11 protein-coding genes are annotated in these 14,527 nt (G+C 30.5%); 9 read left to right on the plus strand and 2 right to left on the minus strand.

Annotation, left to right across the window (positions count from 1 at the left end; translation table 11 throughout):
- The first annotated feature begins 4 nt into the window (after positions 1–4).
- Positions 5–469 carry a chemotaxis protein CheD gene (locus tag METVI_RS0106100; RefSeq protein WP_004594962.1) on the plus strand — a complete coding sequence of 155 codons (465 nt, stop codon included), beginning with the start codon at positions 5–7 and terminating at the stop codon, positions 467–469.
- Here the strand turns inward: METVI_RS0106100 and METVI_RS0106105 are convergent.
- Together METVI_RS0106105 and METVI_RS0106110 are read right to left on the minus strand one after the other, a co-directional pair.
- The gene (locus METVI_RS0106105) at positions 466–2,160 is read right to left on the minus strand and encodes a methyl-accepting chemotaxis protein (protein WP_017981123.1); all 1,695 of its coding nucleotides are present in this window, start codon (positions 2,158–2,160) and stop codon (positions 466–468) included. The genes METVI_RS0106100 and METVI_RS0106105 overlap by 4 nt on opposite strands.
- Positions 2,161–2,178: 18 nt before the next feature.
- On the minus strand, positions 2,179–4,020 hold the full coding sequence (locus tag METVI_RS0106110) for a methyl-accepting chemotaxis protein (protein WP_017981124.1): 1,842 nt from the start codon (positions 4,018–4,020) through the stop codon (positions 2,179–2,181).
- 94 nt (positions 4,021–4,114) lie between these two features.
- On the opposite strand from METVI_RS0106110, the gene METVI_RS0106115 reads away from it, so the two are divergent.
- From METVI_RS0106115 to mer, 8 genes are all read left to right on the plus strand, one after another.
- Complete coding sequence (locus METVI_RS0106115) at positions 4,115–4,993, plus strand: adenine nucleotide alpha hydrolase family protein (protein WP_004592246.1); 879 nt, start codon at positions 4,115–4,117, stop codon at positions 4,991–4,993.
- Positions 4,977–5,525 carry a hypothetical protein gene (locus tag METVI_RS0106120; RefSeq protein WP_004592245.1) on the plus strand — a complete coding sequence of 183 codons (549 nt, stop codon included), beginning with the start codon at positions 4,977–4,979 and terminating at the stop codon, positions 5,523–5,525. The genes METVI_RS0106115 and METVI_RS0106120 overlap by 17 nt, the downstream gene beginning before the upstream one ends.
- 137 nt (positions 5,526–5,662) lie before the next feature.
- Positions 5,663–5,899, plus strand: a complete 237-nt coding sequence (locus METVI_RS0106125) for a DNA-directed RNA polymerase subunit H (protein ID WP_004592244.1) — start codon at positions 5,663–5,665, stop codon at positions 5,897–5,899.
- A gap of 12 nt (positions 5,900–5,911) precedes the next feature.
- Positions 5,912–7,393: a DNA-directed RNA polymerase subunit B'' gene (locus tag METVI_RS0106130; protein ID WP_004592243.1), complete on the plus strand. Its 1,482-nt coding sequence runs from the start codon at positions 5,912–5,914 to the stop codon at positions 7,391–7,393.
- A gap of 10 nt (positions 7,394–7,403) precedes the next feature.
- Entirely contained in the window at positions 7,404–9,263 is a 1,860-nt protein-coding gene (gene rpoB / locus METVI_RS0106135; protein WP_004592242.1) for a DNA-directed RNA polymerase subunit B, read from the plus strand.
- Between the two features lie 15 nt (positions 9,264–9,278).
- Complete coding sequence (locus METVI_RS0106140; RefSeq protein WP_004592241.1) at positions 9,279–11,948, plus strand: DNA-directed RNA polymerase subunit A'; 2,670 nt, start codon at positions 9,279–9,281, stop codon at positions 11,946–11,948.
- A gap of 16 nt (positions 11,949–11,964) precedes the next feature.
- A complete protein-coding gene (rpoA2, locus tag METVI_RS0106145) occupies positions 11,965–13,173 on the plus strand; it encodes a DNA-directed RNA polymerase subunit A'' (RefSeq protein ID WP_004592240.1) in 1,209 nt (402 codons plus the stop codon).
- Positions 13,174–13,479: 306 nt separating this feature from the next.
- Complete coding sequence (gene mer, locus METVI_RS0106150; RefSeq protein WP_004594848.1) at positions 13,480–14,475, plus strand: 5,10-methylenetetrahydromethanopterin reductase; 996 nt, start codon at positions 13,480–13,482, stop codon at positions 14,473–14,475.
- Positions 14,476–14,527 lie beyond the last annotated feature (52 nt).

Consider the following 14,527-nt stretch of genomic DNA (forward strand, 5'->3'; position numbering starts at 1 on the left):
TTATATGGTTATAAGGGTTAGGATAGGGGGGTTGGAAGTGGCGAGGTCTCCTGAAGTATTAGAAACACTTTTGGGTTCATGTGTAGCTATTATGCTATATGATAAAGGTAAAAAGATTGGAGGAATGGCACATTCTGTTTTACCTGAAGCTAAAAATGAAAAAGTTACTGATCCTGGAAAATATGTAAATACGGCAATCCCCGCATTAATTACAAAACTAGCTGTTAATGGGGCTAGAACTAATAAGCTAATAGCTAAGCTTGCTGGTGGAGCTAATATGTTTAAAACATCAAAAAATTCTATAAATGTTGGAGAAAAAAATGTAGAAACTGCAAAAAGGCTGTTAAAACAATATAACATTCCATTAGTAGGTGAAGATACAGGAGGAAATAGAAGTAGAATTGTTAGATTTTACTTAAAAACAGGTGATGTTGAAGTTAGAAAAGGTGGGGAAACTATTATTATTTAACTTTCTATAGGATATCCTTTCTCTTTCCAAGCTTTTATTCCTCCTTCCATATTATAAACATCATATCCTTCCTTCTTTAATAACCAATAAGCTGAAGGACTAGTGAATCCCATGTTACAATAAACAACTATTTTTTTATCTTTTGGAATTTTATCTAAATTATTCTTTAATTCATTTATTGGGATATAAATAGAGTTTGGAATTTTCCCTAAATACTTATCTCTGGGAACCACATATATGAATAGATAATCTTTATTATTAATAAGCTCTTTAGCCTCATCCACAGATATATTTCTTGTTGTTTTTATTCTCATTAAATTGTCTCTAACAGATCTTGAAACATTTTCTAATTTTATTATAACTTCCTCTATTTCTTTAAGAGCTTTTTTCTCTTCCTCTGCATTAGCTGATAACTCTTCAGCAGTTGCAGCAAACTCTTCTGATATTGATGCAACCTCCTGCACTTCTTTTAAAGCTTTTTCCATATTTCTTATAGTTTTTCCTGCTGATTCTTTGATTTCTTCTATTTTTTCTTTAGTTTCATCTATTGTATTTTTTATTTCTAAGAATTTATCATTAACCTCATTTACAACATTAACTCCACTGTCTACTTCTTTTTTACCTATATTACTTAAATTTACAGTTTTCTCTATTTGTTCAAATATCTCTTCAATAGTTTTATTAACATCATCAACAGACTTTCCTATCTCTTCAGCTAATCCTTTTATCTCACTAGCGACAACAGTAAAGCCTCTTCCTGCCTCTCCAGCTCTTGCAGCTTCAATAGATGCGTTTAATGCTAATAATCCTGTTTGCTTGGCAATATCTTTAATTAATGTTGTAATTTCAGTAATTTTCTTAGATTTTTCTCCAAGTTCTTCAATTGATTTACTTAAATCATCAATAACATCTGATATCTTTTTCATAGAATTTACAGCATTTTCTACTTTAACCATACCTTCATCTGCTTTTTCACTTGCTCTTATTGCTATCTCTACACCTTCTTTTGATAAGTTTTCTGTTTTTATGGCTAATTTATCTGTTTCTTCAACATCACTTGCCACTTCTTGAAGCTTACTTGACTGAGAAGTAGCTGCTTCAGCTACTTGCTGTGAAGCATCAACAATTTGATCTATAGAATCTTTAGCTTTTTTTGTTTCATCTTTTAAAATTACAATTTGATGATTAAGTTCAAGAACTTCTTTTCTTATGTTTTCAAGAACTTCAGCTAGTTTATCTAAAGCTCTATTAAATGTTTTTTGTAACAAGTTTCTTTTTCTGTTTTCATCTAATCTTACTGAAAAATCTCCTTCTTCTAACTTTTTTATAGCATATAATAACTCTTTTACTGTTTTAGAAATCTCTTGCCTTTCTTCTTTTAAGGCTTCTTCTTTTTTAATTATATTATTTAATAACTCCACAACTCTTTTATGTAATATTAAACATGTTTTATTCCTTACTTTTATATCAATAATCTTCCTCTCTTTTTCAAATATATCAATTAACTTAACAATTTTTTCAGCATCTCTCAATAAAAATAATCTTATACATAGTAATGAAACAAATGAAAAAATAAATACTGACAATATTGCTAACAGATCATTTATTTTTGATAAAAAATAAATTAATAATCCAAATAAGAGGACTATTATAAGTATTCTATAATCATATTCTCTTAATTTCTTCAACATAATCTCCCCTTAAAATTTTTAAATTTTAAACTTATTAACGTATTCATTAACAGTTTCAGTAATTTTGGAGAATTTTTCAATACTTACATAGACCTCATTGATTATTCCATTTAACTCCTCAGTTGAAGCTGTTAACTCTTCAGCAGTTGCAGCAAACTCTTCTGATATAGAAGCGATGTCTTGAATATGCCTTAAAGCTGTTTCAACGTTCTCTTTTGAAGTCTTAGCACTCTCTTGAATTCTAACTATAGTTTCATTAGCTTTATCGATAGCCTCTTTTATCTTTAAGAATGCATTATTAACTTCATCTATAACAATAACTCCTCTATCAACAGCCTCTTTTCCAGTTAAACCAAGATCAATAGTTTTCTCGATAGCTGATCTTATCTCTTCTACAGTTTTATTTATATCATCAACAGACTTTCCTATCTCTTCAGCTAATCCTTTTATCTCACTAGCGACAACTGCGAAACCTCTTCCTGCCTCTCCAGCCCTTGCAGCTTCAATAGATGCGTTTAATGCTAATAATCCTGTTTGTTCAGCGATATCTTTAATTAAAGCTGTTATTTCATTTATCTTCTCACTCTTCTTACCAAGCTCCTCTAAAGCCTTTCCAAGCTCATCAATAATATTCGCTATTCTCTGCATAGCCTCAATAGCATTTTCAACGTTCTTAACCCCTTCATTAGCTTTCTCATCAACTACAGCCATCGCTTCTACTCCTTCCTCAGCAGCTTTAAGTGTATCTTCAGCCATCTTAGCTGTATCTTCAACCTCCTGAGTTAAATCTTGCAACTTATTAGATTGATCTGTCGCTGCAACAGCTACTTGGTTAGCTGCATCGGCTATCTGTTCTGATGTTTCTTTAGCTCTTTCACCTATATCTTTTAATTTTTCAATCTCTTCATTCAACAATCTAACCTCATTTGCTAATTCTTTTATGGCTTCACTTAAACTTTCAATTACAGAGTTAATTAAGTTAGCTAATTTATTTAATCTCTCATCTTCCCATTTTGCTTTTATTTTTACATTTAAATTACCTTCTTTTACTTTATCTAATATCTCTGACATATATCTTATAGCATTATCAAACATCTGTTTTTCTTTCATCTCTTTTTCTGCTTCAGCTTTTAAGTTATTAATTATTTCTTTAATTTTATTGAATATAACTCCAATTTCATCATTTCTGAATTTTATTTTTGGTTTAATATTATAGTTACCTTTAGCTATCTCTAAAACTACCCTATTCAACTCTTCCAAAGGTTTTATAATATGGTTCTTTACAACATAAAATGCTAACACTGAAATAATTATTGATAAAATAATCATTGTTTCTAACATTAAATTTAATTCTTTAACTTTTTCATGACTATACTCTGTATATAATAACACTGCTTTATGCATTTCTGATAACAATTCCATATTGTGGTTCTTAATATATTCTAAAGCCTTTTTAACTTCAGGATCTGAAGGATCCTTTTCATAAATTATCAATATATTTTTATAAAACTCACTCCACATAGACTTTACTTTTAAAAGTTGTGCTTTAACAATAGGAGGAGCAGGAGTAATTCCTCTCTCTTCATTACCATTAATTAAATCATTTAAATTCTTATCAAACTCTTGTGCTGTTTTTATTAACTCTTTTTTCATTTCTAAATTACCTAAAGCTATCATAAAAGCTTCTTTAGACATTTTTTGAATTAACATTCTCTGTTTTCCTGCAATATTAATAATATTTGCATCATGCTCCATATCTTTTAATAATATAGTTGTATAAGCTGCACCAAATATAATACACATAACCAAGATAGAAACAATACCTAACAGTTTAAATTTTATAGATAAATTTTTAAACATATAAATCACCCCAAAAATTTTTAATGTCTAATCTATAATAACCTTAAAATCTATTAAATATTTTTTTATGTAGGTAATTTTGTAGATGATAATTATGATATTCTCAAGATGGACACAGGAAAAAAGAAAATTAAATAGTTTAGATGAATTAAAAAAAGATATTTTAGAGCAATTTAAAGAAAACAATTTATTAGATGAAGAGATTATAGCTATGGTTAGTGGAGGGAAAGATAGCTCTCTATCTGTAGCTTTGGCTAAAGATTTAAATCTTAATATATCTTATATACTACACTTCTATCATAGGTGGAGTTGGGATGTTTCAAGAAAAATGGTTGAAAAGATTGGCAAAATTTACAACATACCTGTTGTATATATAGATATAACAAATGATTTATTAAAAAGAACAAAAAGAGCCAAAGGATCAAGTATTTGTAGGATTTGCAAAAATATAATGAAATGTAAAACTGTAGATTTTGCTAAAGAACATGGAATAAAAATTATAATGACTGGAGATTCTTCTTTAGATAAAATAGTTGGAGCTGTGATGAATTATTTAAGAGAAAAATATGGAGAAGTAAAGTTTAATAAAATGGAATTAACAAAAGTGCCTGGAAGATATGGGTTATTTTTCTTTAGACCTTTAATAAGGTTAGCTTACAAAGATATATTAAGGCTTTTAAATTACTATAATTTAAATATTGAGAGAGCTTATGAAGTTGGGGATAAGAAAGGATTTTGGAGAGAAGGATGTTGTTTGCAGTATGTTGATGGAAATATAATATTAGAAAATAATGAAGAAATCTTTAATAAGTTATATAAATACAATAAATTAGCTACTAAAATAGCTAAAGAACACGGTTTTAGAGCTTCAATAACATACCCTTCAAAGAGAATATTAGTGGAGCCTAATAAAGAAGAGTATAGAGATATAATTAAAAAAGCTTTGAGGGATTTGGATGATGAAAGTTTATAAGATTTCTGGCAATAAAGCTATTATCTTATTTATAATTATAATATTATTTTTATTGATTCTTTTCCTTTTAGCCTTACCCATTATTATTTTTCTGTTTATTTTAATTTTAGGTTATATTTTCTTTAAATATAAATTTAAGGGTTTTTTAAAACATATATATTATAGACTTAGAAGAAAGAAAATAAAAATAATTGATAACTCTAATAATGGGGAAATAAAGATAAACTTTAGAAAGAGTTTAGAAAATGTTGATGATGATACAAAAATGTTTATTAATTATTTAAAAAATATTGGAGCTAAGGTTGATAAAAGATATGTTTATATTAATGGCTATAAAGCATACCCTATTTATAAAAGCTCTTATCCAGTTAATGAGATTATTACCCTAAATTATCCTGAAGATGTAGAAGCAGTTATTCTTGGATTAAAAGGTTCTCCAGACAATCCAAAGTTTTTATTTTTAATTCCAAAAGAATTTCTAAAGAGAAGAATGCATATTGATGAAATAAAAAGATTTATTTTAAATATTTAAATTAATTAATAAAAGAAAAAAATAAATAATAGAAACTAATATTATATGTGATGCTCTACAATGGTTATTTTTGTTCATATTTTAATAATTATAATGTTTGGGGTATATATAATTAACCAAATTTGTTGGGGATAAACTTGAAAGTAACCGACCATATTTTAGTCCCAAAACATGAAATAGTTCCTAAAGAAGAAGTAGAGAAGATTTTGAAAATGTATAATATAAAACTTCAACAACTACCAAAGATCTATGAAGATGATCCTGTAATTCAAGAGATTGGGGCCAAAGAAGGGGATGTTATTAAGATTACAAGAAAAAGTCCTACAGCAGGAACTTTTGTTGTATATAGATTAGTTATTAAAAGAATAGTTTAAAGGTGTTATATAATGAAAGCCTTAATAGATGCCTATTTTAAAGAACATAGTTTAATAGATCACCAAATAGAGTCTTATAATGACTTTATAGAAAGAAGATTACAAGAGATTGTTGATGAGGTTGGAGAAATAGATACTGAGATTCCTGGAGGATATAAAGTAAAATTAGGTAAAATAAGATTAGGAAAACCTATAATAAAGGAAGCTGACGGGTCAGTAAGAGAAATAACTCCTATGGAAGCTAGAATAAGAGATCTGACTTATTCTGTTCCTATTTATTTAGAAATGACTCCTATTATAGGAGGTAAAGAAGGAGAAACTAAAGAAATTTATATTGGAGAATTACCAGTTATGTTAGGTTCTAAGATATGTCTCTTATATGGAAAATCTAGAGAGGAGTTAATAAAACTTGGAGAGGATCCAGAAGATCCATTTGGCTATTTTATAATAAATGGTACTGAAAGGGTTTTAATAACTCAAGAAGATCTAATTCCAAATAGAATAATCTGTGAAAAGGATGAAAGAAGTGGAAAGATTGTTGATGTAGCAAAAGTCTTCTCTACAAGGCATGGCTTTAGAGCTTTATGTACTGTTGAAAGACATCCTAATGGTTTATTGTATGTAACATTCCCAAGCTTTCCAGGACAAATTCCATTAGTTATACTGATGAAGGCTTTAGGAGCAGAGACTGATAAGGAGATATTGGAAGCTATTAATGATGAAAGATTTTTTATGGAAATTGTTTTAAACATACAGGAAATTAGGGAGGAGTATAATATAAATACTCAGGAGGAAGCTTTAGATTATATAGGAAAAAGGGTAGCTCCAGGACAGGCAAGAGATTATAGATTAAAAAGGGCTGAAACTGTTTTATGTAACTATCTCTTACCTCACTTAGGAGTTAATAAAGAAGATTTTAAGAAAAAAATAAAATTTTTAGGGATAATGACTAGAAACTGTTTAGAACTTTATTTTGGATATAGAGGAGAGGATGATAAAGATCACTATGCATTTAAGAGGGCTAAATTGGCAGGAGATTTAATGGAAGATTTGTTTAGATATGCTTTCCAGCAATTGGTTAAGGATATAAAATATCAGTTAGAAAGACAGGCTTTAAGAAACAAATCTCCATCAATCCAAGCTGCTGTTAGAGCTGATGTATTGACTGAAAGAATTAAGCATGCTATGGCTACAGGTACTTGGGTAACTGGAAAAACTGGAGTTAGTCAGTTATTAGATAGAACTAGTTATCTTGCTACATACTCACAACTTAGAAGAATTGTTTCTCCACTTTCAAGATCACAGCCACACTTTGAAGCTAGAGAATTACATGGAACACATTGGGGTAAAGTATGTCCATCAGAAACTCCAGAAGGTCCAAATTGTGGTTTGGTAAAAAACTTTGCTTTAATGTGTAAAATAACAAGAGAAGAAGATGATTCTAAAATTATAGAGTTGCTAAAATCATTTAATATAAAGGAAATTGAGAATTAAGGTGAAAATCTTGAGAAGAGAAGCAAATATTTATGTTAATGGTAAATTAGTTGGCACTACTGATAGGCCAGAAGAACTTGTTAATTATATAAGAGAAAAAAGAAGGAGAGGGGAGATCTCTCCTTATACTACAGTTGTTTATTATGAAGATAGTAATGATGTGCATATAAATACTGATGCAGGTAGAATGGTCAGACCATTAATAGTTGTAGAAAATGGAAAACCAAAATTGACAAAGGAACATATAGAAAAATTAAAAAAAGGAGAAATTACTTTTGATGATTTAGTTAAAGAAGGAGTTATAGAATATTTAGATGCTGAAGAAGAAGAAAATGCATACATAGCATTATCAGAAGAAGAATTAACAGAGAAACATACACATTTAGAAATTGACCCCTTAACAATATTAGGAATAGGGGCAGGGATAGCTCCATATCCTGAGCATAATTCCGCCCCTAGAATTACAATGGCAGCTGCTATGGGGAAGCAGTCCTTAGGAATTCCTATGTCAAATATAAAATGGAGATTAGATACAAGAGGTCATTATCTTCACTACCCACAAACACCAATAGTGAGGACAAAACATCAAGAAATATTAGGATTTGAAAAAAGACCTGCAGGACAGAATTTTGTTGTAGCTATTATGAGTTATGAAGGATTCAACATGGAAGATGCTATTATATTTAATAAATCAGCCATAGATAGAGGATTAGCAAGAAGTACTTTCTTTAGAACCTATGATGCATGTGAAAGAAGATATCCTGGAGGACAAATGGATAGATTTGAAATCCCTGATAAAGGTGTTAGAGGTTATAGATCAGAAGAAGATTATAAGAAATTAGATGAAGATGGAATTGTTTCAGTAGAAACATTTGTTAAAGGTGGGGAAGTTATAATAGGAAAAACATCTCCACCAAGATTCTTAGAAGAGCATGAGATAACTATACAAACTAAACCACAGAGAAGAGATTCTTCTGTTGTTGTCAGACATGGAGAGCAAGGTTATGTAGATAAAGTTATTTTAACTGAAACTAAAGAAGGAAATAGATTAGTTAAAGTTAAAGTTAGAGATTTGAGAATTCCTGAATTAGGAGATAAATTTGCTTCAAGACATGGACAAAAAGGAGTTATAGGATTAACAGTTCAACAAGAAGACATGCCATTTACTGAGAGTGGAATAGTTCCGGATATTATTATAAATCCTCATGGAATTCCTTCAAGAATGACTGTTGGGCAGCTACTTGAGATGTTAGGAGGAAAAGTTGGAGCATTAGAAGGAAGGATAATAGATGGAACCATATTTAGTGGAGAAGAAGAAATGGACTTAAGAGAGGCCTTAGAGAAATTAGGGTTTAAAAGAAGTGGAAAAGAAGTAATGTATGATGGAAGAACAGGGAAAAAGTATGAGGTAGAGATATATATTGGAGTTATCTATTACCAAAAACTCCACCATCTTGTTGCTGGAAAGATACATGCTAGAAGTAGAGGGCCTATACAAGTCTTAACAAGACAGCCTACTGAAGGTAGAGCAAGAGAAGGAGGTTTAAGATTTGGAGAGATGGAAAGAGATGTTCTTATTGGACATGGAGCAGCTATGCTATTAAAAGAGAGATTAATGGATGAGTCTGATCCATATGATGTATGTGTTTGTTCAAATTGTGGAGATTTTGCAATATTAGATTATAGAAGAAATATAAAATATTGTCCAATATGTGGTGAAATTGAATTATTGTACAGTAATAAGAAAATACCATTTATTAGAATTCCTTATGCTTTTAAATTACTATTGGATGAGCTTAAAAGTATGTGTATACAACCAAAGATAAAAGTTAGAGATAAAGTAGAATTAGAGGACTTTAAAGAATTATAAATTTATGGTGAAATTATGGAAAAATATGAGATACCAAAAGAATTAAAAGAAATAATGTTTGGAGTTTTATCTCCAGACTATATAAGGAAGATGTCAGCTGCTAGAATAGTTACTCCTGACACATATGATGAAGATGGTTATCCCATTGAAGGAGGGCTAATGGATCCAAGATTGGGGGTTATTGATCCAGGTTTAGTTTGTAAAACATGTGGGGGTAGAATAGGAGAATGTCCTGGACATTTTGGGCATATTGAACTAGCTAAGCCTGTTATACATATAGGATTTGCTAAAACTATTTATAAAATCTTAAAATCTGTATGTCCACACTGTGGTAGGGTAGCAATAACTGAAAATAAGAGGAGAGAGATATTAGAAAAAATGAGAAAATTAGAAGAAGAAGGAGGTAATAAATGGGAGATTTGTGAGGAAGTTTATAAAGAAGCTTCTAAAGCTAATGTTTGTCCATACTGTGGAGAAATAAAATATGATGTAAAATATGAAAAACCTACAAGTTATTATAGAATTGATGGCAATGAAGAAAAACCTTTAACTCCTGCAGATGTTAGAGAGATCTTAGAGAAGATCCCTGATGAAGATTGTATATTACTTGGAATTAACCCAGAAACTACAAGACCAGAGTGGATGGTTCTCACAGTTCTTCCTGTTCCACCAGTTACAATGAGACCATCTATTATTTTGGAAACAGGGGAAAGAAGTGAGGATGATTTAACACATAAATTGGTTGATATAGTTAGAATAAACAATAGATTAGAAGAAAACATAGAAGGTGGGGCTCCAAATTTAATTATTGAAGATCTTTGGAATCTTTTGCAGTATCATATAAACACTTACTTTGATAATGAAGCTCCCGGCATCCCTCCAGCAAGACATAGAAGTGGAAGACCATTAAAAACATTAGCCCAAAGATTAAAAGGAAAAGAAGGAAGATTTAGATACAATTTAGCAGGAAAAAGAGTTAATTTCTCTGCTAGGACAGTTATATCTCCAGATCCTTGCTTAAGTATAAATGAAGTAGGAGTTCCAATAGAAATTGCTAAAGAGCTTACAGTTCCAGAGAAGGTTACAAGATATAATATAGAGAAAATTAGAAAATTAATAAAAAATGGACCTAATAAGCACCCAGGGGTTAATTATATAATAAGAAAGATGATTGGAAGAGATGGGAAGGAGTATGAATATAAGATAAAATTAACTGATAATAACAAAGATTTTTGGGTTGAAAATATAAAAGAAGGGGATATTGTTGAAAGGCATTTAATGGATGGAGATATTGTTTTATATAATAGACAGCCTTCATTACATAGGATGTCAATAATGGGACATAGAGTTAGGGTTTTACCATATAGAACATTTAGACATAATCTCTGTGTTTGTCCTCCATATAATGCAGATTTTGATGGAGATGAAATGAATTTACATGTTCCTCAAACAGAGGAAGCTAAAGCTGAAGCTGAAGCTTTGATGTTAGTGGAAAAGCATATCTTATCTCCAAGATATGGAGGGCCTATAATAGGGGCTATTCATGATTACATTTCAGGAGCATATATATTAACATCAAGATACTTTACAAAAGATGAAGCTACTTTAATTTTAAGAAGTGGTGGAATAAAAGATGAACTTTGGGAACCTGATAAAATAGAAAATGGAGTTCCATTATACTCAGGTAAGAAAATATTTAGTAAAGCTCTTCCAAAAGGTCTTAATTTAAGATTTAAAGCCAGAATATGTAGAAAATGTAAAGAATGTAAAAAAGAAGATTGTGAATATGATGCATATGTTGTAATAAAAGATGGAGAACTAATTAAAGGAGTTATTGATAAGAATGCCTATGGGGCTGAAGCAGGAATATTGTTACATACAATTGTAAAAGAGTATGGGCATGAAGCTGGAAGAAAGTTTTTAGATTCTGTAACTAAAATGGTTATAAGAACACTAATGCTTAAAGGATTTACAACAGGAATTGATGATATAGATATTCCAAAAGAGGCTTTAGAAGAGATAGAAGAAGTGTTAAATGAAGCTGAGAAAAAAGTTGAAGAAATTATAGAAAAATACAAAAAAGGAGAGCTTGAACTTTTACCAGGAAAAGATTTAGAAGAATCTAGAGAAACTCATATTAATAATGTTTTAAGAGATGCTAGAGATAAAGCTGGAGAAATTGCTGAAAGATATTTAGGTATGGATAACCATGCTGTGATTATGGCGAGAACAGGGGCGAGAGGGAATATATTAAATATAACACAGATGGCAGCATGTGTAGGTCAGCAGTCAGTTAGAGGACAAAGAATATTTAGAGGGTATAGGGGTAGAGTTCTACCACACTTTGAAAAGAATGATCTCTCTGCTAGAGCTCATGGGTTTGTCAGGAGCAGTTATAAAAAAGGATTATCCCCAACAGAGTTCTTCTTCCACGCTATGGGAGGAAGAGAGGGATTAGTTGATCAGGCTGTTAGAACAGCTCAATCTGGATACATGCAGAGAAGGCTGATTAATGCATTACAAGATTTAAAAAGTGAGATTGATAAATCAGTTAGGGATTCAAGGGGGATAATAATTCAGTTTAAGTATGGTGAAGATGGAGTAGATCCAATGCTAGCTGATAGGGGTAAAGCAGTTAATATTGATAGAATAATTGACAAAATTAAGATGAAATATCAAAAATAATTTTTTGGGGATTATTATGGACATTGAAACATTAAAAAGTAAGATATATAGCTTAGATCTACCAGAATCATTAAAAGAAGAGTTATTTGAAAAACTATCAAAAGATAATGATCTAACTGATGATATGATAGAAGAGATTATAAATGAAGTTGTAGAAAGCTATAAAAAAGCTTTAATTGAACCATATGAAGCTGTTGGGATTGTTGCAGCTCAATCAATTGGTGAGCCTGGTACACAGATGACTATGAGGACTTTTCACTATGCTGGAGTGGCTGAGCTTAATGTTACATTGGGATTACCAAGAATGATTGAAATTGTAGATGCAAGAAAAGAACCTTCCACACCAATAATGAAAATATACTTGGAAAAAGAGTATAATAATAAAGAGATGGCTGAAAGAATAGCAAAAGAAATTGAAAGCTTAACATTAGAGAATGTTTCTGAAAATATAAGTATAGATCTTTGGAATCAGGCAATAAAAGTTGAATTAAATGAAAAAATGTTAGAAGATAGAGGATTAACAGTAGATGAAATTGTTGAGATAATTAGAAAAAAATTAAAAGTTAAAATAGATGTTGATGGCTACACATTATATTTAAAAATAAAATCTCCTTCAGTAAAATCACTAAGAAAGAGAATGCCTAAAGTTAAATCTATTCAATTAAAGGGTATTTCAGGAATTAAAAGAGTGTTAGTAAAGAAAGAGGATAATGAAGGGTATGTATTATATACTCAAGGTTCTAATTTGAGAGAAGTTTTAAAAATAGAGGGAGTAGATAAAAGGAGAACTACAACAAATAATATTTTAGAAATTCAAGAAGTTTTAGGTATAGAGGCTGCAAGAAATGCTATAATTGAAGAAATGAAAAAAACATTAGAAGAACAAGGGTTAGAAGTGGATATAAGACACCTTATGTTAGTAGCAGATATAATGACAGCTGATGGAGAAGTTAAACCAATAGGTAGGCATGGAGTAGCTGGAGAGAAAGGATCTGTATTGGCAAGAGCGGCATTTGAAGAAACTGTAAAGCACCTTTATTCTGCAGCTGAAAAGGGAGAAGTTGATAGGTTAAAAGGTGTTATAGAAAATGTTATTGTAGGAAAACCAATATATGTTGGGACTGGATGTGTTGAATTAATAATAGATAGAGAGTATGAAGAAGGAAAAGTTATAGATATGGATGAAACTGAAAGAGAGAGAAAAATATATTATGCTGAAAAGTAAAATAACTATAACCCTCTAATGGCCGAGCCCTATTGAGCTGCCGTATGGTAGCTATGATATAGGGTTCGATATTAGAGGGACAGGGAGGTTTGGGCGAGTCGTGTGAGAGAGCTTAGCTCGATGAAGATGAGCACGATACAGCAAACCTCCCACATTTTTTATTATACTATATTATTAGATTTTTTAATATATATATTAAAAATTTTTAGAGCTATAAATATTTTTCTATTTGGAAAAAATAGAAAGTTTAATGATACACCTTGATAATATAAATAATATATATTAAAACTAAATTAGGTGATAAGTATGAAATTTGGAATAGAGTTTGTCCCTAATGAACCTATACAAAAGTTGTGTTATTATGTCAAGTTAGCTGAAGATAATGGTTTTGAATTCTGTTGGATAACAGATCACTATAATAATAGAAATGTTTACATGACTTTAACAGCAATAGCCATGAATACAAATAAAATTAATTTGGGGCCTGGGGTAACAAACCCATATGTTAGAAATCCTGCTATAACAGCTTCAGCTATAGCTACCTTAGATGAGATTTCAGGAGGTAGAGCTGTTTTAGGAATTGGTCCTGGAGATAAAGCTACATTTGATAGTTTAGGGATAGAGTGGATAAAACCAGTTACTACATTAAAAGAAACTGTTGAAGTTATAAGAAAATTATTAGCTGGAGAGAGAGTTAGTTTTGAAGGAAAAGTTGTTAAATTAGCTGGAGCTGCTTTAAATGTAAAACCTATTAAGAAAAATGTCCCAATATACATTGGTGCTCAAGGACCAAAAATGTTAGAAACTGCTGGAGCTATTGCTGATGGAGTGTTAATTAATGCATCAAATCCAAAAGACTTTGAAGCAGCTATCCCATTAATAAAGAAGGGAGCTGAAGCTGCAGGAAGGAAATTAGAGGACGTTGATGTTGCAGCATATGCATGCATGTCAGTTGATAAAAAATCTGAAAAAGCTAAACAGGCTGCTGTTCCAGTTGTAGCATTTATAGCTGCAGGATCTCCAGAAGTTGTTTTAGATAGACATGGTATTGATAAGGAGAAAGTTAATAAAATAAGAGAAGCTTTAAAGAAAGGAAACTTCCCAGAAGCATTTGGATTAGTTGATGACAACATGTTAGAAGCTTTCTCAATTTATGGAACTCCTGATGAAGTTGTTGATAAATGTAAAGAGTTAGTTAAAATGGGTGTAACACAGATAGTTGCTGGTTCTCCAATAGGGCCTGATAAAGAGAAAGCTATTAAATTAATTGGAAAACAAGTTATTCCTGCTTTAAAAGAATAATTTATCTCTTTTTTATATTCATAATTCAAATAGAAAATATTAAATAACTTTA

This window comes from Methanocaldococcus villosus KIN24-T80, assembly GCF_000371805.1.
In the GTDB taxonomy this organism is placed as follows: Archaea; AGJL01; Methanococci; order Methanococcales; family Methanocaldococcaceae; genus Methanocaldococcus; species Methanocaldococcus villosus.

What these genes read in the sequence shown, in the direction of transcription:
- METVI_RS0106100 (WP_004594962.1), top strand. Translation starts at nt 5, where the DNA reads ATGGTTATAAGGGTTAGGATAGGGGGGTTGGAAGTGGCGAGGTCTCCT.
- METVI_RS0106110 (WP_017981124.1), bottom strand. Translation starts at nt 4,020, where the DNA reads ATGTTTAAAAATTTATCTATAAAATTTAAACTGTTAGGTATTGTTTCT.
- METVI_RS0106105 (WP_017981123.1), bottom strand. Translation starts at nt 2,160, where the DNA reads ATGTTGAAGAAATTAAGAGAATATGATTATAGAATACTTATAATAGTC.
- METVI_RS0106140 (WP_004592241.1), top strand. Translation starts at nt 9,279, where the DNA reads ATGGAAAAATATGAGATACCAAAAGAATTAAAAGAAATAATGTTTGGA.
- METVI_RS0106130 (WP_004592243.1), top strand. Translation starts at nt 5,912, where the DNA reads ATGAAAGCCTTAATAGATGCCTATTTTAAAGAACATAGTTTAATAGAT.
- mer (WP_004594848.1), top strand. Translation starts at nt 13,480, where the DNA reads ATGAAATTTGGAATAGAGTTTGTCCCTAATGAACCTATACAAAAGTTG.
- METVI_RS0106115 (WP_004592246.1), top strand. Translation starts at nt 4,115, where the DNA reads ATGATATTCTCAAGATGGACACAGGAAAAAAGAAAATTAAATAGTTTA.
- METVI_RS0106120 (WP_004592245.1), top strand. Translation starts at nt 4,977, where the DNA reads ATGATGAAAGTTTATAAGATTTCTGGCAATAAAGCTATTATCTTATTT.
- rpoA2 (WP_004592240.1), top strand. Translation starts at nt 11,965, where the DNA reads ATGGACATTGAAACATTAAAAAGTAAGATATATAGCTTAGATCTACCA.